The following is a 21,053-nucleotide window of genomic DNA, read 5'->3' on the forward strand; positions in this document are numbered from 1 at the left end:
TATAGGTCTTGATGTTTTGCTTAATCTTTTTTTTATCCCCCAGATTTTTTTTTTTTGTTTTGTTGTTTTTTTTTTAATTGTGATCAAAATATCCCCCCCCGGGCCGGGGAGGGGCGGGTCCGGAAGTTAGCCCTGGAACCAGATTTTGATCTCGCGTTCCGCGGACTCCACGGAGTCGGAGCCGTGGACCAGGTTCTGCTGCACCTTCAGGCCCCAGTCGCGGCCGAAGTCGCCGCGGATGGTCCCGGGAGCCGCCGTCGTCGGGTCCGTGGTGCCGGCGAGTGAGCGGAAGCCCTCGATCACGCGGTGGCCCTCGAAGATCGCCGCGACGACCGGTCCGCTGAGCATGAACTCGACGAGCGGCTCGTAGAACGGCTTGCCCACATGCTCCTCGTAGTGCTGCTCCAGCAGCTCGCGGCTCGCGTCGACCTTCTTGAGTTCGGCCAGGGTGTACCCCTTGGCCTCGATGCGGGCGATGATGCTGCCGGTCAGGTTGCGGGTGACGCCGTCGGGCTTGATCAGGACGAGGGTGCGCTCAAGGCTCACAGCTGCTCCAATGTGTTGGGGGTCGGATTCGGAAACAAGTCTAGTTGCTTTGACCTTCGGGGTGCGCTGCCTCCCAGGCAGCCTGTTCACGTTCCCGCTGGGCGGCCTCCCGGTCGATCCGGATGCCGGTGCGGATGCCATACCACCAGGCCACCGCGAAGAGGCCGCCGACCAGGAACATGGCCGGCTCGAGGATGCCGGTCAGGACCAGCACGATCTGCAGGATCCAGCCCAGCCCCACTCCCCACGGCCTGGTCAGCACCGCGCAGGTAACGGCGTACACGAGGCTCAGCGTGATCCCGACCGCGAAGATCAGGACCGGCGGGAATTCGTCCCGCCGCAGCCCGAAGACGGTGAGGGTGGCGAAGAGCACCACGAAGGACTCCAGCAGCAGCACCGTCGAGGCGAACATGACCTTGGTGGAGCGGCGCTTCTTGGGCATGCCCGGGCGCCATTCGCGCTGGGCTTTGGTGAGTTTCGCCATGGTCTAGGCGTCCGCCTTTCCGAGCAGGATCCGGGCTTCCGCGACGAGGGTGATGGACCCGGTGACGAGGACGCCGCCGGCGAGGTCATCGTTGGCTTCGGCACGTTCCACGGCCCATTCGAGGGCGTCGTCGAGCTTTTCGGACACGTGGATGTTGTCCTCGCCGAACCCGAGCTCCACGGCGAGTTCCGCGAGGTCCCCGGCCGGCACGGCGCGGGGCGAGTTGGACTGTGTGAAGCAGTACTCGGCGGCCAGGTCGCCGAGGGATTCCTTGAGCTGCCGGAGGATTTCCTCGGCGTCCTTTTCCCGCAGGATGCCGACCACCACGACGAGCTTGGTGAAGCTGAAGGCCTCGTGGATGGCCTCGGCGGAGACCCGGATGCCTTCGGGGTTGTGCGCGGCGTCCACGATGATGGTCGGGGCGGTGCGCACCACCTCCAGGCGGCCGGGCGAGGTGACGGAGGCGAAGGCCTCCTGCACGAGCCCTGCGTCGAGCGGCTTTTCAGCGCCGAAGAAGGCCTCCAGCGCGGCGATTGCGACGGCGGCGTTCTCGGCCTGGTGCGCGCCGTGCAGCGGCACCAGCAGATCCTCGTAGCGGCCCGCGATGCCCTGGATGGTGACCATCTGGCCGCCGACGGCCACGGTGCGGGATTCGACGCCAAACTCGACGCCTTCGAAGCGGAACGGGACCAAAGTTTCCTTGGCTTTTTCCAGCAGCACCTGGGCCGCGTCGCGGGGCTGCGCGGCGCTGACCAGGAAGCCGCCGGGCTTGATGATGCCGGCCTTTTCGTACGCGATGTCCTCGGTGGTGTCGCCCAGGAGGTCCGTGTGGTCCAGCGAGATCGGGGTGACCACAAAGACCTGGCCGTCGCCGACGTTGGTCGCGTCGGTGATCCCGCCGAGGCCAACCTCGATGACGGCGACATTGACCGGCTGGTCCGCGAATACGGCGAAGGCAAGGATGGTGAGGCATTCGAAGTAGGTCAGCCGGGGCTGGCCTTCGGCTTCGAGTTCGCTGTCCACGATGGCCAGGTACGGGCGGATCTCGTCCCAGATCCGGACGAAGGTCTCGTCCGGCACCGGGGCACCATCGATGCTGATCCGTTCGGTGACCTTGGACAGGTGCGGGCTCGTGTACCGCCCGGTGCTCAGACCGTGCGCGCGCAGCCCGGCCTCGATCATGCGGGCAGTGGAGGTCTTGCCGTTGGTGCCGGTGACATGGATGATCGGGAACGCCTTGTTCGGCTCCCCCAGGATGTCCATGGCCCGGTGCAGCGGGGCAAGCCGCGGTTCCATCTTGTTTTCCGGCGCCCGTCCCAGCAGCTCGGCGTAGACGCTTTCAACGGAGAATTCATCGGTCATGGACTACGCCTCAACTTTCTTGGCAACGCTGACCTGGGGTTCCGTAACATCGGCCGTCACAGTTTCCAGCTCGACGGTCAGGGTTTCGGTCTTCACGAGCTCCGCATTGGCCAGCAGGGCGTCGACGACGTCCTGCCGGGCCGTAACGGTCGTGCGGATCCGGTCGCTGACATTGAGTCCGGCCTCCTTGCGGGCCTGCTGGATGGCCCGGACCATGTCGCGGGCCGCACCCTCGGCCTCAAGCTCCGGGGTGACCGCGGTGTTGAGGACCACAAAGCCGCCGCCGGGCAGCACGGCAGCTGCCCTTGTGGCAGGACCAGTTCCGTCGCCCTCCGCGGCTTCCGCCACGACGGTTTCGAGGGTGTACTCCTGCGGCTCGAGCGCGAGCCCGCCGGAAACAACGACACCGTCAACACCGTCGATCGTTTGCACGGACCAGTCGCCGGACTTGGCGCCCTTGATGGCCTGCTGGACGTTCTTGCCCAGCCGCGGGCCCGCGGCCCGGGCGTTCACCACGAGCTTCTGCTCGATGCCGAACTCCTCCGGGGAGGCGCTCCCGGCGTCGAGCAGGCGGACGGAGCGAAGGTTCAGTTCATCGGCGACGACGGCGGCGAAGCCTTCCAGCGCATCCGCGCCGGGTGCCACGACGGTGAGTTCCTGCAGCGGCAGGCGGACGCGCAGGTTGGCGGCCTTGCGCAGCGAGGATCCGGTGGAGCAGATCTGCTGGACGCGGTCCATGGCCTCGACCAGGTCCGGATTGGCCGGGAACAGTTCCGCGTCCGGCCAGTCGGCCAGGTGCACGGAGCGCCCGCCGGTGAGGCCGCGCCAGATTTCCTCGGAGACCAGCGGCAGCAGGGAGGCCGAGACCCGGCAGACCGTCTCCAGCGCCGTGTAGAGCGCGTCGAAGGCGTCCACGTTCTCGTCGAAGAAGCGCTGGCGGCTGCGGCGGACGTACCAGTTGGTGAGCATGTCCAGGTAGCTGCGCAGCTCGTCGCAGGCGCCGGAGATGTCATAGCTGTCCAGCTGCGCGGTCATGTTCCGGACCAGGTCCCCGGTGTTGGCCATCAGGTACGTATCCAGCGTGTCGGCGTAGCCGTCGTAGCGCAGCTTCGCGTCATACCCGGCAGCTGTACCGTCAACTGCGTTGGAGGCGTTCGTGTACAGCGTGAAGAAGCTGTACACGTTCCACAGCGGCAGGATGACCTGGCGGACGCCGTCGCGGATGCCCTGCTCGGTGACCACGAGGTTGCCGCCGCGCAGGATCGGGCTGGACATCAGGAACCAGCGCATCGCGTCGGAGCCGTCACGGTCCAGGACCTCGGAGACGTCCGGGTAGTTGCGCAGGGACTTGGACATCTTCTGCCCGTCCGAGCCCAGGACGATGCCGTGGCTGATGACGTTCCGGAAGGCCGGCCGGTCGAACAGCGCGGTGGACAGGATGTGCAGCATGTAGAACCAGCCGCGGGTCTGGCCGATGTACTCGACGATGAAGTCCGCCGGGTTGTGCGTGTCGAACCATTCCTCGTTCTGGAACGGGTAGTGGACCTGGCCGTACGGCATGGAGCCCGAGTCGAACCAGACGTCCAGGACGTCCTCGACGCGGCGCATGACGGACTGGCCTTCCGCCGGGGTACGGGGGTCGTCCGGGTTCGGGCGGATCAGTTCGTCGATGAACGGCCGGTGCAGGTCCACCTCGCCGGCCTGGTTCAGCGGCAGGCGGCCGAAATCGGCCTCGATCTCGGCGAGCGAACCGTAGACATCGGTCCGCGGGTAGTCCGGGTCGCTGGACTGCCAGACCGGGATAGGGCTGCCCCAGTAACGGTTCCGGCTGATCGACCAGTCGCGGGCGTTGGCGAGCCACTTGCCGAACTGGCCGTCCTTGACGTTGCCCGGGATCCAGTTGATGTCCTGGTTGAGCTCGGACATGCGGTCCTTGAACTTCGTGACCTCAACGTACCAGGACGACACGGCGCGGTAGATCAGCGGGTTCCGGCAGCGCCAGCAGTGCGGGTAGCTGTGCTCGTAGCTGGCCTGGCGGACCAGGCGGCCCTGGGCGCGGAGCACCTGGGTGATCGGCTTGTTGGCTTCGAAGACCTGCAGCCCGGCGATTTCGGCGAGGTCACCGTGGCCGAACAGCGGCAGGAACCTGGCGCCCTCGTCCACCGAGAGGACGACGGGGATGCCGGCTTCTTCACAGACCTTCTGGTCGTCCTCACCATAGGCGGGGGCCTGGTGGACGATGCCGGTACCGTCGGTGGTGGTGACGTAGTCGGCCACGAGGAAACGCCAGGCGTTCTCGGTTCCGTACTTTTCGACGTCGTGGAAGTAGTCCCAGAGCGGCTCGTACGTCAGGCCCTCAAGCTCGGCGCCGGTGTGGCGGGAGGTCACGGCGGCTTCGGCGGCCGCTGCGCCCTCGGCGCCGTCGCCATAGCCGAGGTCCTTGGCGTAGGCGCCCAGGAGGTCCGCGGCGAGCAGGAATCTGCCGGTAACAGGTGCCTCGGCCGAGGCCGCCTTGATTCCGTGCGGGCCGGCGGGCAGGACGACGTAGGTGATGGCGGGCCCGACGGCGAGCGCCAGGTTGGTGGGCAGCGTCCAGGGGGTGGTGGTCCAGGCGAGCGCCTGCACGCCGGCGAGCTGCCGGGACAGTTCCGTCTCCCCTGCCGTGATCGGGAAAGTGACGGTGACGGTCTGGTCCTGGCGGTTCTTGTAGACGTCGTCATCCATACGCAGTTCATGGTTGGACAGCGGTGTCTCGTCCTTCCAGCAGTACGGCAGCACGCGGTAGCCGTTGTAGGTGAGGCCCTTCTCATGCAGCTGCTTGAAGGCCCAGAGCACGGACTCCATGTATTCGACGTTGAGCGTCTTGTAGTCGTTCTCGAAGTCGACCCAGCGCGCCTGGCGGGTGACGTAGCTCTTCCACTCGTCGGCGTACTTCATGACGGAAGCACGGCAGGCATCGTTGAACTTGTCTATGCCCATGGCCTCGATCTGCGTCTTGTCCGTCATGCCCAGCTGCTTCATGGCTTCCAGCTCGGCGGGCAGCCCGTGGGTGTCCCAGCCGAAGCGGCGCTCGACGCGGCGTCCGCGCTGCGTCTGGTAGCGGCCCACGAGGTCCTTGGCGTAGCCGGTCAGCAGGTGGCCGTAGTGCGGCAGGCCGTTGGCGAAGGGGGGACCGTCGTAGAAGACGAACTCGTTGCTGCCACGTGCTCCGCCAGGAAGATCAGAGGGGCGCTGGTCAATGCTGGCCTGGAAGGTACCGTCTTCTTCCCAGTACCTGAGGATGCGTTCTTCGACCTCCGGGAACTTCACGGAGGCGGACACCCCGGAGGTGTTGGAAGCAGAGGGGGTGGCGCCTGCGCCGGAAGGTGCGGCGGAGGCCTTCGGGTAATAAGTCATCTCGACATCCTGGGTTGAGCTAGTGAACAAATGGATTCATTCAGGATGCGAGGACGGCCCCTGCACTGTCTTGTCGACAACACCGGCACCGCGGTACCACCTCACTTACCGGCACCGCTCCCCCGGGGGGAAGCGCCGGAGCCGGCCGCTCATTACTGCTGTAACGGGCTTACCCGTCCGGTTCTACCGGCCCTGGCGCACTGAGTTGCAGGAAAGTCGTGGCGCCGGGGCGTTCTTCCGGAAGCTCACCGGTGATGGCCGGGTCATAGCTGCTACCAGAAGTCTAACAACTATGGCGGGTCCGCAATGCCTACACTGAATCCCATGATGTTCCGGACCCGGGGCCGCGCCGCCCCGCGAACGCCTGCAGGCCGGGCTGCCTCGGGCTGGCGGTGGCTGGCAGGGCTGGCGGCCGCACCCGTTGTGGTGGTCTCCGTCTTCCGGGCCGTGCCGCGGGAATGGCCCACCACCGCGGTCCAGCTGGTGTCCTTCACCCCGTGGCTGGTGCTGCCTGCCAGTGCCTCGCTGCTGTTCGCGGTGCTGGGCCGGCGGCGATGGATGGCGGGTGCCGCAGCCGGCCTCGTGGCCGTGCAGCTCTTCTGGCTGGTCCCGCTGGACTACGCCCGGGCCGCGCCCGACGCCGCGGAGGGCGCCGCGCCGGATTCCGTGGCGGATTCCGGGGAAGGGGCTGTGGTGCTGCGGACGATGAGCATCAACGCCAAACACGGCAAAGCGGACGCGGCGGACATCGTCAGGCTGGTCCGCGAGCACGGCATCTGCCTGCTGACGGTCCAGGAGTACACCCCGTCACTCGAAGACCGGCTGGCTGCTGCCGGCCTGGCCACCCTGCTGCCGAACAGGATCAGCGATCCCGCGGACCGCGCCGCCGGGAATGCTGTCTACTCGATCCACGAACTGGCGGCCACCGGTGAAGTCCCCGACTCCCATTTTCCGATGCCCGTAATCCGGCTCACCGCCGAGGCCTACGGGCAGCGGGCCGTCGTCGACGTGACCAACGTCCATGCACGTGCGCCTGTGGGCGTTGGCCTGCCGAAGTGGCGCAGCGACCTCGCGGCACTGGGCCAGCTGGCATCACGGCCCGGGAACATGGTGCTGGCCGGTGACTTCAACGCCAGCTACGACCATGCCGAGTTCCGGGAGCTCCTGCAGGGCGAAGGCCGGAAACTGGTGGACGTGGGTCTGGCCCAGGGCTCGCGCCTGGTCCCCACCTGGCCGATGGAGGACGTGTTTCTCCCCGGCATCACCATTGACCACCTGGTGACCAGCCCGTCGGTGCGCAGCGCGGACTACGCCGTGCACCGCGTGTCCGGGACGGACCACGCCGCCATCACGGCGACGCTGACCGTCCCGGCCGCCGGCTAGGCCAAGCAACGCGGGGTCACCTACGGCCCATAAACCCCCGCTTTATAGGCCGTAGGTGACCCCGCGTTGCTTGGCCGGTGACCGGGTGAATGCCGCGGCCGGGCGCGGAAGCCTTAGCCCTTGCGGATCAGCTTGTAGTTGGCGGCCTGTGCCACCGGGCGGATCACGATCTGGTCCAGGTTGACGTGGTGCGGTGCCACGACGGCGTACCGGACGACGTCGGCGACATCCGCGGCGGTCAGGGGCTTCTCGACGCCCTGGTACACCTTGGCGGCGGCCGACTGGTCGCCGAGGCGGTTCAGCGCGAACTCCTCCGTCTGGACCAGGCCTGGAGCCACCTCGATCACGCGGAGGTTGTGCTCTGCCTCTTCGAGGCGCAATGCGCCGGTGAGCGCGTGCTGGGCGAACTTCGCCGCGTTGTAGCCGCCGCCGCCCTCATAGGCGGACAGCCCCGCCGTCGACGTCAGGTTCAGGACGGTGCCCTCACCGCAGGCGCGCAGCATCGGCAGGAACGCCCGGGTGAGCTTCATGGTGCCCAGGACATTGACCTCGAACATCCATTCCCAGTCCTCGGTCCTGGCCTCGGCCACCTTGTCCGCGCCGCGGGCGCCGCCGGCGATGTTGATGAGCGTGTCGACGCCGCCGGCACGGGTCACCTCGTCCAGGAGCCGGGCGACGTCGGCGTCGTCGGTTACGTCGGCCGGAAGCGCGACGGCGCCGGTTTCCGCGGCGAGCGCCTCCAGCCGGTCCGCGCGGCGGGCGACGGCGTATACGGTCCACCCCTCGGTCCGGAGCGCACGCACGGTGGCCTCGCCGATTCCGGTGCTGGCGCCCGTAACTACTGCTGCCTTGTGCTGGATTCCCTCATTCATGGCACCACCCTAGTGGATCAGGGCAGGGTGCTCGGTTCCAGATCCTCGTCTTCGAGACCCAGGACCTTGAGCTTGCCGCTCTTCCGGTCGGCCAGGTACTCCTGCATTTCCCGTTTGATCACCGGCAGCAGCAGGTAGACGCCGAGCAGGTTCACGAAGGCGCAGACGAACAGTGCAGCATCGGCGAAGCTCAACACCTGGGTGAAGGTCAGGACGGTTCCGACCACGGTGAAGAACAGGAAAATGCTCTTGTACGTGACCTCGGAGGCCTTGCTCCGGCCGAAGAGGTACCCCCAGGCCTTCAGCCCGTAATACGACCACGTGATCAGGGTGGAGAAGGCGAACAGCGAGACGGCTACGGCCAGCACCGCCGGGAACCACGGGAGCGCCGTGGCGAAGGCATCAGAGGTCAGGATGACGCCGTCGGGGGCGCCGTTTCCGGCCTGCACAGAGTCCATGCCGGCCTGCAGGCTCGGCGCACCGGCGATGATGATCGCGAGCGCTGTCATGGTGCAGATGACCACCGTGTCGATGAGGGGCTCGAACATGGCCACGAAACCCTCGCTCACGGGCCGGTGGGTCTTGACCGCCGCGTGCGCAATGGCGGCGGAACCCAGGCCCGCCTCGTTGGAGAACGCCGCGCGCTGGAAGCCCACGATCATGACACCAACGACGCCGCCGGTCAGGCCTTCCGCATGGAAAGCCCCGGCCATGATCGATGCCAGGGCCGCGGGCACGTGGTCCAGGTTGGCGAGGATAACGAACAGGCAGGCGGCCACGTAGATGATTCCCATGGCCGGGACGAGCTTGCTGGTGGTGGCACCGATCGACTTGATGCCGCCTAGGATCACAGCGGCCACGAGCGCGGCCAGGATGACCCCGAAGATCACCGCGGCTCCGGCGCTGCCGAGCGGACCGTCCTCGCCACCCGTGACGTTTTGCACCTGGGCGAAGGTCTGGTTCGCCTGGAACATGTTGCCGCCGGCAATACCGAAAATCAGGATGGAGACCGCGAAGATGCCGGTGAGTGTCTTTGCCGGGATCCGCCCGAACTTCTTGAACGCGACGGGCAGGTACTTGAACGGGCCGCCGGTCACCGTCCCGTCAGCGTGGACTTCCCGGTACTTGACCCCGAGGGTGCACTCGGCGAACTTCGTGGCCATGCCGAGCAGACCGGCCAGGATCATCCAGAACGTGGCACCGGGGCCACCGAGCGCCATGGCGGCGCCGACGCCGGCGATGTTGCCGAGCCCGACCGTACCGGACAGCGCCGAGGTCAAAGCATGGAAGTGCGGCACCTCACCGGGGTCTGATTTGGACGAGTAGTGTCCGCGGATTACCTCGTGGGAGGTCTTGAGGCCGCGGAACTGGATGAAGCCGAAGTAGACCGTGAAGATCACACCGGCGGCGATGAGCCATGCCACGACGGCCGGAAAGCTCACCTCGCCGATGGTGATGGGAAAGAAGACAACGCTTGAGAAGATTTCGGCGACGGGCTGGACGACCGTATCGGCGGCGTTTTCGACGGCGGCCAGCCAGCCAATCTCGTCGGAAGCGGCTTGGGCTGGCATCGCTAGGTAAATAGACATCCCTCTACTAGAACGCCCCGGGGACGTGATGGCAATCACATAGCCAATACCCTACAGACGCAGGGTCCCCGCTCTGGAGGGTTCCTCCATGGGCATTATCGGCGGAATTGTGCATCGTCCTTCCGGAGGCCGCGCAGGCGCGGTTCGCGGCCTCCCTCCCGTCCCTGCGCGGCGGGGTCCGCCGGCCGTGAAAGAATTGGGCCCATGGCTGAAGACACGCAGGGTACAGACACGCCCACCACCGCCCCCATCAATGTTCCGGACAAGCCCGCCCTGGAAGGGCTGGAAGACGCCCTCACCCGGCGCTGGCTTGACGACGGGACCTACAAGTTCAACCCGGACACCACACGGGAGCAGGTGTACTCGATCGACACTCCCCCGCCCACGGCGTCGGGGTCCCTGCACGTCGGTCACATGTTCTCCTACACCCAGACCGACGTCCTGGCGCGCTATCAGCGCATGACCGGCAAGAATGTCTTCTACCCCATGGGCTGGGACGACAACGGCCTGCCCACCGAGCGCCGCGTGCAGAACTACTACGGTGTGCGCTGCGATCCGACCACCGCCTACGACGCCGGCTACCGGCCCCCGGCCGAGCCCGCCAAGAACCAGCGCGACTTCGACGTCGTCTCGCGCCGGAACTTCATCGAACTGTGCGAGGAACTCGCCGTCGAGGACGAGAAAGTCTTCGAGAACCTGTTCCAGACGCTCGGCCTGTCCGTGGACTGGGACCTGACCTACCGCACCATCGATGACAAGTCCCGCGCCATCTCCCAGCGCGCCTTCCTGGCGAACCTCGCCGCCGGCGACGCCTACATGGCCGAGGCACCCACCCTGTGGGATGTCACCTTCCGCACCGCGGTGGCCCAGGCCGAACTCGAGGACCGCGAGGTCGCGGGCGCGTACTACCGCTACCCCTTCTTCACCGAAGACGGCGAGAAGATCTACATCGAGACCACCCGCCCGGAACTGCTGGCCGCGTGCGCCGCCCTGGTCGCGAATCCCGACGACGAACGGTACCAGCCGCTGTTCGGCAAGAAGGTCACCTCCCCCCTGTTCGGGGTTGAGGTGGAGGTCAGGGCCCACCCGCTGGCCAAGGCGGACAAGGGCTCCGGCATCGCCATGGTCTGCACCTTCGGCGACCTTACCGACGTCACCTGGTGGCGCGAGCTCCAGCTGCCCACCCGCGCGATCGTGGGCCGCGACGGCCGGATCATCGGCGAGACCCCGGAGTGGATCACCACCGCCGAAGGCCGCGCAAGTTTTGAGGCGATCGCCGGCAAGACGGTCTTCAGCGCCAAGGAAGGCGTGGTGGAGCTCCTGGCCGCTGCCGGACTCCTCGACGGCGAGCCGAAAAAGATCATGCACCCGGTGAACTTCTTCGAAAAGGGCGACAAGCCCCTGGAGGTCGTGACCTCCCGCCAGTGGTACATCCGCAACGGCGGACGGGACGCGGAACGCCGTGAGCGGCTCATTGCCCGCGGCCACGAGATCGATTTCCACCCGGCCTTCATGCGCTCACGCTATGAGAACTGGATCTCCGGGCTGAACGGCGACTGGCTCGTTTCGCGCCAACGGTTCTTCGGCGTGCCCGTGCCCGTCTGGTACCCGCTGGACGCCGACGGCAACCCGGACTTCGCAGCTCCCATCGTCCCGTCCGACGCGCAACTGCCGGTGGACCCCGCCGCGGACGCGGCCCCCGGTTACGAGGAAGCCCGGCGCGATGTGCCGGGCGGCTTCACCGGCGACGCCGACGTGCTCGACACCTGGGCCACGTCCTCGCTGACCCCGCAGATCGTGGGCGGCTGGAGCACCGACGAGGCGCTCTTCGCCAAGGTCTATCCCTTCGATGTGCGCCCGCAGGGTCACGACATCATCCGGACCTGGCTGTTCTCCTCCGCGGTGCGCGCCGACGCCCTGCAGGACTCCGCGCCGTGGAAGCACGCCGCCATCTCCGGCTGGATCCTGGATCCGGACCGCAAGAAGATGTCCAAGTCCAAGGGCAACGTGATCGTCCCCACCGATGTGCTGGAGGAGTACGGCTCCGACGCCGTCCGCTACTGGGCGGCCTCGGCCAAGCTCGGCGCGGACACGGCCTACGAGATCGCGCAGATGAAGATTGGCCGCCGGCTGGCGATCAAGCTGCTCAACGCCTCCAAGTTCGTACTGAACCTGGGCGCCACGGAGAACTCGGTTGTTTCCGCTGACCTGTCCGTGCTGGGCAACCCCCTGGACCGGGCCGTGCTGGCGCAGCTCTCCGACGTGGTCCAGCAGGCCACGAAGGCGTTCGAAAACTACGACTACGCCCGGGCCCTGCAGATCACGGAGAGCTTCTTCTGGCACTTCACCGATGACTACGTGGAGCTCATCAAGGACCGCGCCTACGGTGCCGCAGGCGAGGCCGAGCAGGCCTCCGTCCTCGCGGCGCTGGCGACGAGCCTGGACACGCTGCTGCGACTCTTCGCCCCGTTCCTGCCCTTTGCCACGGAGGAAGTCTGGAGCTGGTGGCGCACCGGTTCGGTGCACCGTGCCCAGTGGCCGACCGCCGTCGAGATCGACGGGGACACCAACCTGCTGGCCACCGTCGGGACCGCGCTCAGCGGCATCCGCAAGGCCAAGTCGGAGGCCAAGGTCAAGCAGCGCACCGAGGTGCTGTCCGCGACCATCACGGCTCCGGATTCCCTCACCACGCAGCTGAAAGCCGGTCTGGCGGATCTCAAGGCCGCGGCCAACGCACGGGAGCTGACCCTGGTGGGCGGCAACGGCGAACTGACCGTGAGCGACGTGGTCCTGGTGCCGGCGGAGGTCTAGGAGCCGCTGCCGGCACCCGGCCGGCCGGTTTTTGGGCAAGGCCGGTTTTTGGGCAAAGCCGGTTTTTGGGCAAAGGGGAAGCCCCATCAGCGTTTTGCCGTTGGTGGGGCTTCGACTTTTCGATTGTCACGTGACGTCTTAGACAATCTGGCAGAATCCTTGGATTTTCAGGTCTTCCTACCTCGTCACTGGTAGCCATCATCTGACTTTGCCGAAGGCTGCGTCGGATGAGTGTCACTGAATCTTTGGTTCCTGCGTCCCGCTTCTTTCGAAGTGGGTAAGTTCAATTGTGATCCCGTCCTGGCGGATGCACAAGAGCCCCGGAAGAACTACATCAGAGTAGTTCGTCCGGGGCTCCTCGCTGTCCTGCGGGCGGCGTACTTTTTGCCCGTCCGGGCCTTAGGTGAAGATGGGGTCCTCGGTGCGGCTGCGCTTGATTTCGAAGAAGTACGGGAACGAGGCCAGGGCCACCGAGGCATCCCACAGCCGTCCGGCTTCCTCGCCCCGCGGGATGCGCGTGAGCACGGGGCCGAAAAAGGCGGTTCCGTTGAACGCAACGATGGGTGTGCCCACGTCCTGGCCCACCAGCGAGATTCCGGCCTCGTGGCTGGTCCGCAGCGCGGCGTCGAAGTCGTCGTCCTGGCCGGCTGCTGCCAGTTCCGCGGGCAGGCCGGCTTCGGCGAGGGACTTCGAGATGACCTCGGCGATGTCCTTGTTGCCCTCGTTGTGGATCTTGGTGCCCATGGCATCGTAAAGGGCCTTGATGTGCTCGGTGCCATGCTGCTCGGCGGCAGCCGTGATGACCCGCACCGGCGCCCAGGCCTTAACCAGGAACGCCTTGTACTCCTCCGGGAGCTCCTCGCGGCCGTCGTTGAGCATGGCCAGGCTCATGACGTGCCATTCGGTGCTGATGTCGCGGACGTCTTCCACCTCGCTGATCCAGCGGGAGGTCACCCAGGCAAACGGGCACATCGGGTCAAACCAGAAGTCTGCTTTGTTGGTTTCAGGCACAGGTGTTCTCCTTGGGAAGTCTGCGGGAAAAAAGGTGCACGGCACCAGCCCAAAGACTGGTCGCCTCACAGGCGACAGCGAACGGTGCGGCCTATTTATTCCGGATCAGGCGGACTTGCGGCGCTTGACGTCGTGGGCGATCATCGTCGGCGCGGCCTTCTTGGACACGACGTCTTCGGTGATGACGACCGTGGCGATGTCGTCGCGGCTGGGCAGGTCGAACATCACCGGGAGCAGGACTTCCTCCATGATGGCGCGGAGCCCGCGGGCGCCGGTGCCGCGTTCGAGCGCCTGGTCCGCGATCGTGTTCAGAGCCTCCTCATCGAAGACCAGCTCGACGCCGTCGAGCTGGAACATCTTCTGGTACTGCTTTACCAGCGCGTTCTTCGGCGTGGACAGGATCTGGATGAGCGCCGCCCGGTCCAGGTTGGAGACCGTGGTGATGACCGGGAGGCGACCAATGAATTCCGGGATGAGCCCGAACTTCAACAGGTCCTCGGGCATGACCTCGCCGTAGGAGTCAGTGTTGTTTTTGACCTCATTGAGCGGAGCGCCGAACCCGATGCCCTTGCGCCCGGACCGCGAACCGATGATGTCCTCGAGGCCGGCGAAGGCACCGGCGACGATGAAGAGCACGTTCGTGGTGTCGATCTGGATGAATTCCTGGTGCGGGTGCTTGCGGCCGCCCTGCGGCGGTACCGAGGCGACGGTGCCTTCGAGGATCTTCAGCAGGGCCTGCTGCACACCCTCCCCCGAGACGTCACGGGTGATGGAGGGGTTCTCGCTCTTGCGCGAGATTTTGTCGATCTCATCGATGTAGATGATGCCCTGCTCGGCCTTCTTGACGTCGTAGTCGGCGGCCTGGATGAGCTTCAGCAGGATGTTCTCGACGTCCTCGCCGACATAGCCGGCTTCAGTCAACGCGGTGGCGTCGGCGACGGCGAAGGGGACGTTGAGGCGGCGGGCCAGGGTCTGCGCGAGGTAGGTCTTGCCGCAGCCGGTCGGGCCGATGAGCAGGATGTTGGACTTGGCGATCTCGACGTCGTCGTGATGGACGCCTTCGGCGAGGCTGCCGCTCTTGGGCGCGTGCCCGGCCTGGATGCGCTTGTAGTGGTTGTAGACCGCGACGGCGAGCGAGCGCTTGGCGGGCTCCTGGCCGATCACGTATTCCTGCAGAAAATCAAAGATCTCGCGGGGCTTGGGCAGTTCGAAACTGCCCAGGTCAGCTACTTCGGCGAGTTCTTCTTCAATGATCTCGTTGCAGAGTTCAATGCACTCGTCGCAGATGTAGACGCCGGGCCCGGCAATGAGCTTCCGAACCTGCTTCTGGCTCTTTCCGCAGAAAGAACACTTCAGCAGATCCGTGCTCTCGCCAATCCGAGCCATATGTGAACCCCTTTTAGAATCTTGCTGCCGGCCGTGTTCTTCTCCTGCGCAGCGCTGCACCCGTTACTGGAATCACGGGCGTGCCTTGGGAGACGCCAGCCGTGACATGTTCCACTCTAGGTCACTTTGGGCCTGTTGGGTGGATAGCCGACGCCGGTGCGGCCACTTAAAGTGGGCCGCACCGGCGTCGGGTACTGCTTGTTACCTGAAGGCCTGCTACTTGGTGATTGCCTGGGGCTTCATCTTGCGGGAATCCAGCACCTGGTCGATCAGGCCGTACTGCATGGCCTCGGCCGCGGTGAGGATCTTGTCGCGCTCGATATCGTTGTTGACCTGCTCCGGCGTCCGGCCGGAGTGCTTGGCCAGCGTGTCCTCGAGCCAGGCCCGCATGCGCATGACCTCAGCGGCCTGGATCTCCAGGTCGGAAGCCTGGCCACCCTGGCCACCGGACAGCGAGGGCTGGTGGATCAGGACCCGGGCGTTCGGCAGGGCCAGGCGCTTGCCCGGCGTACCGGCGGCGAGGAGCACGGCAGCGGCACTGGCGGCCTGGCCGAGGCAGACGGTCTGGATCTCCGGGCGGATGTACGTCATGGTGTCGTAGATGGCCGTCATGGCGGTAAAGGAGCCGCCCGGGGAGTTGATGTAGAGCGTGATGTCGCGGTCCGGGTCGGTGGACTCGAGCACGAGCAGCTGCGCCATCACGTCATCGGCCGACGCGTCGTCGACCTGGACGCCGAGGAAGATGATGCGGTCCTCGAACAGCTTGGTGTACGGGTCCTGGCGCTTGAAGCCGTAGGGGGTGCGCTCTTCGAACTGCGGCAGCACATAGCGGCTGCTCGGCAGGTTACCGGCAGTCGAACCGAAGTTGTAGTTCATGTTCATTGCTCCTGAATTCATTGCTGTCTACGTGCCGGTCAGTTCTCGGTGGCATCGTCGGTTGAGTCGGTGACTGAGCCATTGGAGTCGGCGTTGGTTCCGCCGCCGCCGGCCACGGATCCCGCGTGCGCCGCGATCTTGTCGAAGAAGCCGTATTCAAGGGCTTCCTTGGCCGTGAACCACTTGTCGCGGTCGTTGTCCTTGAGGATGGTCTCGACCGATTGCCCGGTCTGGTCGGCCGTCAGTTCGGCCATGACCTTCTTCATGTGCAGGATGAGCTCGGCCTGGATCTTGATGTCCGAGGCCGTCCCGCCGATGCCGCCGGAGGGCTGGTGCATCAGGATGCGGGCGTTGGGGGTGGCGTAGCGCTTGCCCTTGGTGCCGGAGGAGAGCAGGAACTGTCCCATCGAGGCGGCGAGGCCGGTGGCGACGGTGACGACGTCGTTCGGGATGAACTGCATCGTGTCGTAGATGGCCATGCCGGCGGTGACGGAGCCGCCCGGGGAGTTGATGTAGAGGTAGATATCCTTCTCGGGGTTCTCGGCCGAGAGCAGCAGCAGCTGCGAGCAGATCGCGTTGGCGTTCTCGTCGCGGACCTCGGAGCCGAGCCAGATGATGCGCTCTTTCAGCAGGCGGTTGTAAATGTAGTTATCCTGGGCTGCCGGATCGACAGTAGCCATCCGGGGTGCCCCTGCTTGCTGTGACATATGTACTTACCTCTCGCTGGCGACGGTGACGCCACTGGACGACATCACTGAACTTTCCTACATGGACACTAACGGTTTTCCCGGCCCCGGTGTGCTCAGGCGCGGGGCTGTTCGCTGACGGCGCACGATTGCCCGGGAGGGTTCATGCCCGGCTTAAAAGGCCGCACCCCCGGATCGAGGATCCGGGGGTGCGGCAGGAACTGCGGGAACAGAAAAGTCTTAGAACTTCACTGCTGCCGGGTCATCGTTCTTCGCGGTCTCGGCCGCTGCTTCGTCGGAAGCGGCGTCCTCGACATCGGCTTCGGTCCCGGCTGCTGCCTCGACCGGCGCCTCTTCGCCGCCGGGGCGGACGAAGTCGCTGAGGTCAACGTTGTTGCCCTCGGTGTCGGTGACCTCGGCCTGGCCCAGGACGACGGCCAGCGCCTTGCGGCGGCGGACCTCGGAAACCATCATGGGGACCTGGCCGCTCTGATCGATGATCTGGGCGAACTGGTTCGGGTCCATGCCGTACTGGCCGGCGGTGGTGACGATGTAGTCGATCAGCTCGTTCTGGCTGACATTGACTTCTTCCTTTTCGGCGATGGCGTCAAGGATGATCTCGTTCTGGAAGGCGCGCTCCGTGTTGGCCTTGACCTCGGCGCGGTGCTCCTCGGTGTCGTGCTCGCCTTCACCGTGGGCGTTCTCGGCGTTGAAGTGCTGCTCGAGCTGCTCTTCGACGACGGATTCCGGGACGGGAACCGCTACGAGCTCAACGAGCTTGTCGAGGACCTTGTCGCGGGCCTCAACGCCCTGCTCGACGACCTTGGACTCGGCAGCCTGCTTGGCGAGGTCCTCGCGGAGTTCGGCCAGGGTGTCGAATTCGGAGGCCAGCTGGGCGAAGTCATCGTCGGCCTCGGGAAGCTCGCGCTCCTTGACGGACTTGACGACAACCTTGACCTGGGCGGACTCGCCGGCGTGCTCGCCGCCCACGAGGGTGGTGTCGAAGATGGCGTCCTCGTCGGCGCTGAGGCCGGTGACGGCTTCGTCGAGGCCTTCGAGCATGGTGCCGGCGCCGACCTGGTAGGACAGGCCGGTAGCGGAGTCAACCTCGGCGCCGTCGATGGTGGCCGTGATGTCGATCGTGAGGAAGTCCTTGTCGGCGGCCGGGCGGTCCACGGACTTCAGCGTGCCGAAGCGGCCGCGGAGTTCGTCCAGGGCCTTGTCGACGTCGGCGTCGGTGGACTCAGCGGCGGCAACCTCAACCTTGATGCCGGCGTAGTCGGGCAGTTCGATCTCGGGGCGGACGTCAACCTCGGCGTGGAACTTCAGTTCACCGTCGGTGGCGGACGGGTCCGGAACCTCGGTGATTTCGACCTCGGGACGGCTCAGCGGACGGATGCCGGTTTCCTGAACGGCTGCCTGGTACCAGCCGTTGAGGCCTTCGTTGATGGCAGTCTCCAACACGTAGCCACGGCCAACGCGCTGGTCAATGAGCTTGGAGGGGACCTTGCCCTTGCGGAAGCCGGGGACCTGGATCTGCGAAGCAACAGTCTTGTATGCCTCTGCGATGCTGGGCTTCAATTCCTCAAAGGGGACCTCAACATTGAGCTTGACCCGCGTGGGGGTGAGGTTCTCGACAGCGCTCTTCACAGTCTAAGTACTCCTGGTTTTAGGGGGTGGGGTTCTGCACCGCCAAGGGTCTGGCTGTACCTGCAGAGTCGGGGTGACAGGATTTGAACCTGCGACTTCCTGCTCCCAAAGCAGGTGCTCTAGCCAAGCTGAGCTACACCCCGTAAGTGCACAGAACAGTCTACGGTCATTCTGCGCCTATTTGCACATTTGACACCGGGGCCCTGAATTAGGTTTAGTTGTATCCGGCTTCAACAGCCGCCCGGAAGTTTTGCAGAAAGTTCCTGCTCAATCCCGGGGACGTAGCTTAATGGTAAAGCCTCAGTCTTCCAAACTGATTACGCGGGTTCGATTCCCGTCGTCCCCTCCAAAATATGACGAAAAAGCCCCTCTTCGGAGGGGCTTTTTTGTGCCGGCGCACGCACCGCGCGGCGCCCGGTGCGTGCGCCACTCACGCCTGGCAGGACGGGCACCAGTAGAGCTTGCGGGCTCCGAGCTCTGTCAGAGCAACCGGCGTTCCACAGTTCCGGCAGTCGAGACCCTGCCGCCGGTAGACGAAGTGGGACTCTTCCGGGGCGGGGAGGCCCCGGGATTTGCCGCCCAGCGAGCCGCCGCCGGGCCCGCTCCAATAGCGCGCGGGTGTGGTGATGATCCGGCCGTCGCGGACGCCGTCGGACATCATTGCGACGGTGTCGTCCCAGAGCCGGCCGGCCGCCTCCGCGGACAGCTCCTTTCCCGGCAGCCAGGGGTCCAGGCCCTGGCGGAAGAGCAGCTCGGCGCGGTACACGTTGCCGACACCGGCGATGACCTTCTGGTCCATCAGCAGGGCCGCGAGCGGCGTGCGTTTGGCCAGGACTCCGGCGGCGAAGGAGTCCCTGTCGCCGGGAAGGTTCCGGAGCGGGTCGGGGCCGAGCCGTGCCAGGACAGCTGCCGCCTCCGCTTCCGTGACCGTCTCGCAGGTGGTCGCGCCGCGGAGGTCTGCCCAGCCGTGGGCGCTGGCGAGCCGGACGCGGACGGCACCGACCGGGGCGGGCGGGCCCTCGTACCCGGATGACCCGGCCGCTGTCCCGTCGTCGTAGACCTCCCGCTCCCCCACTTTCCGGGGCGCCCCGATGCTGGACGCGCCCCGGAAGCCGGCGTCGCCGCCGAAGTCCCAGGCGCCGTAAAGGCCCAGGTGGACGTGCAGCAGCAGTCCGTGCTCGAACTCCAGGAAGAGGTGTTTCCCGTGCGCCGCGGAGCCGGTCAGGGTGCCGCCGTCCAGCAGCGCAGCGCCGTGCGCGAAGCGCCCCTGTGGGCTGGACACGGCGAGCCTCTCCCCCGTGAAAACGTCCCCGAACTGGCGGGCCAGCCGGTGGACGGAATGCCCTTCCGGCACTAAGCGATGACCTCGCCGGTGCGCTCGTACGTGGCAATCTTGCCGATCCGGCGGACGTGGCGCTCGTCGTTGCTGAAGGGCTCGGCCAGGAAGGCCTCAATGATTTCCGTGGCCTCGCCGACGCTGTGCTGGCGGCCGCCGACGGCGACGACGTTGGCGTCGTTATGTTCGCGGGCCAGCTTCGCGGTGGACAGGTTCCAGGCCAGCGCGGCGCGGACGCCCTTGACCTTGTTGGCCGCAATCTGTTCGCCGTTGCCGGACCCGCCGAGGACAATTCCAAGGGCGTTGGTGCCCGCCTCCTGGTCCGCCACCACCGCGAGCGCGGCATTGATGCAGAACGAGGGGTAGTCGTCGAGGGCGTCGTAGACCTCGGGTCCGTGGTCGAGGACCTCGTAGCCCTTCGCGCCGAGGTGGCTGACGAGGTGGGCACTGAGTTCCATGCCGGCGTGGTCGGTGGCGATGTGCACACGCGGGAGGTCAGAGGGGGTCACGGCGTATCCGTTCAGTTGGGCAGATCAGTGGAGTCACATGGCCTGCGGGTGCGGTGAAGGGGGCTGTTCCCAGCCTACTAGGCACGGGCCGGCCGGCCTGTTCGGCCACCGGGGACCACTTCACACACCGGCCGCCCCGCCGGGCCGGTGTGCCCGGGCCGCCACCCGCGAAATCACCTGCGCTACATTGTCCGCCGTCGTGGCACTCCCGCCACTGACGGTCAGGGTCCGGCCATCGGAACGGTCGACGACGACTGCCGGTCCGCTGCTGACGAGCAGGGCCGTCGTGGTGCCGTGGCTGCGGTATCCCCAGCCGCCGTAGTCGGCTGCCTTGACCTCTTTCGGCGTCGCCGCCTCGATGGCAGCGGCCGGCACGTCCATTACCCTGACGAAACCGGCGGCAAAGACCCGCAGCCCGCTCCGGTCCACCCGGATGCGGGCGAACAGGCACGCGGCAGCCAGCAGGGCCACGGCGACAAGGAGCGCAGCGAGCCAAGGGACGGCGATGGTGAGGAGGGCGGCGGGAAGCAGGGTGGCGATCCCGAGCATCACAAAGACCGAACTGCGGGCGTGGACCCACAGGCGCACCGAGTCCCGGGCCAGGTCGGGGTCGAGCTCGCGGGCCAGGGCTTCGGCCATGGCCCGGTCGTCGTCCGTGGACCAGCGTTCGTCGGCTTTGAAGACGAAGCCCATAACGACGCCCAGGCCCAGAGCGGCGCCGCTGCCCATGGCGAGGACGGCGACATCCACCTGGGCCTCCCCCGCATTCGCGAGGCCGAGCTGTCCGACCAGCACGGCGGCGAGGACGGTGGTGACGAACAGGCTCACGAACAGCCCGGTGCCCATCATGATCCGGCGCATGATGGCCGGACGGGACAGCGGCACGGCCTGCACCAGCACGGCCCCGCCGAACAGGACGATCATGCCCGCACCGACGCCAACGACCGCCCCAAACGGCGCGAAGTCCGCGGCAACGCCCCCGGCCCAACGGACGGCCAGCGGCTCGGGCAGGTCGGACCGGAGCAGGACAGCACACACTACGAACGCGGCGGCCAGCACCAGCGGAAACCCCACGGCGAAGCGCAGCGCCCTGACGTCAACGGAATCCCGAAACTTTCCCATATCCCCAACGCTACTCCCGGCGATTCGACCTTAG

General features: G+C 66.2%; 16 protein-coding genes and 2 tRNA genes. 3 read left to right on the forward strand and 15 right to left on the reverse strand.

Annotated features, from left to right (window positions below):
• Nucleotides 1–126: 126 nt before the first annotated feature.
• The 4 genes from ndk to ileS are packed head-to-tail and all read right to left on the reverse strand — an operon-like array spanning nucleotide 127 to nucleotide 5,788.
• Nucleotides 127–546, reverse strand: a complete 420-nt coding sequence (gene ndk / locus ABIB29_RS19580; RefSeq protein WP_354174661.1) for a nucleoside-diphosphate kinase — start codon at nucleotides 544–546, stop codon at nucleotides 127–129.
• A gap of 40 nt (nucleotides 547–586) precedes the next feature.
• A complete protein-coding gene (locus ABIB29_RS19585; RefSeq protein WP_354174663.1) occupies nucleotides 587–1,030 on the reverse strand; it encodes a DUF4233 domain-containing protein in 444 nt (147 codons plus the stop codon).
• A gap of 3 nt (nucleotides 1,031–1,033) precedes the next feature.
• The gene (locus ABIB29_RS19590; protein ID WP_354174664.1) at nucleotides 1,034–2,392 is read right to left on the reverse strand and encodes a bifunctional folylpolyglutamate synthase/dihydrofolate synthase; all 1,359 of its coding nucleotides are present in this window, start codon (nucleotides 2,390–2,392) and stop codon (nucleotides 1,034–1,036) included.
• 3 nt (nucleotides 2,393–2,395) lie between these two features.
• Entirely contained in the window at nucleotides 2,396–5,788 is a 3,393-nt protein-coding gene (ileS, locus tag ABIB29_RS19595; protein WP_354174666.1) for an isoleucine--tRNA ligase, read from the reverse strand.
• 324 nt (nucleotides 5,789–6,112) lie between these two features.
• Between ileS and ABIB29_RS19600 the strand changes: the two genes are divergently transcribed.
• Complete coding sequence (locus ABIB29_RS19600; RefSeq protein WP_354174668.1) at nucleotides 6,113–7,171, forward strand: endonuclease/exonuclease/phosphatase family protein; 1,059 nt, start codon at nucleotides 6,113–6,115, stop codon at nucleotides 7,169–7,171.
• Nucleotides 7,172–7,284: 113 nt separating this feature from the next.
• Here the strand turns inward: ABIB29_RS19600 and ABIB29_RS19605 are convergent, their stop codons facing one another.
• The gene (locus tag ABIB29_RS19605) at nucleotides 7,285–8,043 is read right to left on the reverse strand and encodes an SDR family oxidoreductase (RefSeq protein ID WP_354174670.1); all 759 of its coding nucleotides are present in this window, start codon (nucleotides 8,041–8,043) and stop codon (nucleotides 7,285–7,287) included.
• A 17-nt stretch (nucleotides 8,044–8,060) separates the two neighbouring features.
• Nucleotides 8,061–9,632 (reverse strand): alanine/glycine:cation symporter family protein, encoded by a 1,572-nt coding sequence (locus tag ABIB29_RS19610; RefSeq protein ID WP_354174672.1) that lies wholly within the window; start codon nucleotides 9,630–9,632, stop codon nucleotides 8,061–8,063.
• Between the two features lie 204 nt (nucleotides 9,633–9,836).
• Between ABIB29_RS19610 and valS the strand changes: the two genes are divergently transcribed.
• Nucleotides 9,837–12,443 (forward strand): valine--tRNA ligase, encoded by a 2,607-nt coding sequence (gene valS, locus ABIB29_RS19615; RefSeq protein ID WP_354174674.1) that lies wholly within the window; start codon nucleotides 9,837–9,839, stop codon nucleotides 12,441–12,443.
• Between the two features lie 399 nt (nucleotides 12,444–12,842).
• Here the strand turns inward: valS and ABIB29_RS19620 are convergent, their stop codons facing one another.
• From ABIB29_RS19620 to ABIB29_RS19645, 6 genes are all read right to left on the reverse strand, one after another.
• Nucleotides 12,843–13,454 carry a mycothiol-dependent nitroreductase Rv2466c family protein gene (locus tag ABIB29_RS19620; RefSeq protein ID WP_354174676.1) on the reverse strand — a complete coding sequence of 204 codons (612 nt, stop codon included), beginning with the start codon at nucleotides 13,452–13,454 and terminating at the stop codon, nucleotides 12,843–12,845.
• Between the two features lie 105 nt (nucleotides 13,455–13,559).
• Nucleotides 13,560–14,840 (reverse strand): ATP-dependent Clp protease ATP-binding subunit ClpX, encoded by a 1,281-nt coding sequence (clpX, locus tag ABIB29_RS19625; protein ID WP_354174678.1) that lies wholly within the window; start codon nucleotides 14,838–14,840, stop codon nucleotides 13,560–13,562.
• Nucleotides 14,841–15,056: 216 nt separating this feature from the next.
• Nucleotides 15,057–15,716, reverse strand: a complete 660-nt coding sequence (locus ABIB29_RS19630) for an ATP-dependent Clp protease proteolytic subunit (protein WP_282380489.1) — start codon at nucleotides 15,714–15,716, stop codon at nucleotides 15,057–15,059.
• 38 nt (nucleotides 15,717–15,754) lie between these two features.
• A complete protein-coding gene (locus ABIB29_RS19635) occupies nucleotides 15,755–16,396 on the reverse strand; it encodes an ATP-dependent Clp protease proteolytic subunit (protein WP_354174680.1) in 642 nt (213 codons plus the stop codon).
• 246 nt (nucleotides 16,397–16,642) lie between these two features.
• Nucleotides 16,643–18,052 carry a trigger factor gene (gene tig / locus ABIB29_RS19640; RefSeq protein WP_354174681.1) on the reverse strand — a complete coding sequence of 470 codons (1,410 nt, stop codon included), beginning with the start codon at nucleotides 18,050–18,052 and terminating at the stop codon, nucleotides 16,643–16,645.
• Nucleotides 18,053–18,120: 68 nt separating this feature from the next.
• Nucleotides 18,121–18,195 (reverse strand) — tRNA-Pro (locus tag ABIB29_RS19645).
• A 132-nt stretch (nucleotides 18,196–18,327) separates the two neighbouring features.
• On the opposite strand from ABIB29_RS19645, the gene ABIB29_RS19650 reads away from it, so the two are divergent.
• Nucleotides 18,328–18,401: transfer RNA gene (locus ABIB29_RS19650), tRNA-Gly, on the forward strand.
• Nucleotides 18,402–18,482: 81 nt separating this feature from the next.
• Here the strand turns inward: ABIB29_RS19650 and ABIB29_RS19655 are convergent.
• The 3 genes from ABIB29_RS19655 to ABIB29_RS19665 all read right to left on the reverse strand — a co-directional run bounded on the left by ABIB29_RS19655 (nucleotide 18,483) and on the right by ABIB29_RS19665 (nucleotide 21,019).
• On the reverse strand, nucleotides 18,483–19,406 hold the full coding sequence (locus ABIB29_RS19655) for an Fpg/Nei family DNA glycosylase (protein WP_354174683.1): 924 nt from the start codon (nucleotides 19,404–19,406) through the stop codon (nucleotides 18,483–18,485).
• Nucleotides 19,406–19,897, reverse strand: a complete 492-nt coding sequence (locus ABIB29_RS19660; protein WP_354174685.1) for a ribose-5-phosphate isomerase — start codon at nucleotides 19,895–19,897, stop codon at nucleotides 19,406–19,408. The genes ABIB29_RS19655 and ABIB29_RS19660 overlap by 1 nt, the downstream gene beginning before the upstream one ends.
• Nucleotides 19,898–20,017: 120 nt before the next feature.
• Nucleotides 20,018–21,019: a hypothetical protein gene (locus tag ABIB29_RS19665; RefSeq protein WP_354174687.1), complete on the reverse strand. Its 1,002-nt coding sequence runs from the start codon at nucleotides 21,017–21,019 to the stop codon at nucleotides 20,018–20,020.
• Nucleotides 21,020–21,053 lie beyond the last annotated feature (34 nt).

The organism is Arthrobacter sp. UYEF36, assembly GCF_040547025.1.
Classification (GTDB): Bacteria; Actinomycetota; Actinomycetes; order Actinomycetales; family Micrococcaceae; genus Arthrobacter.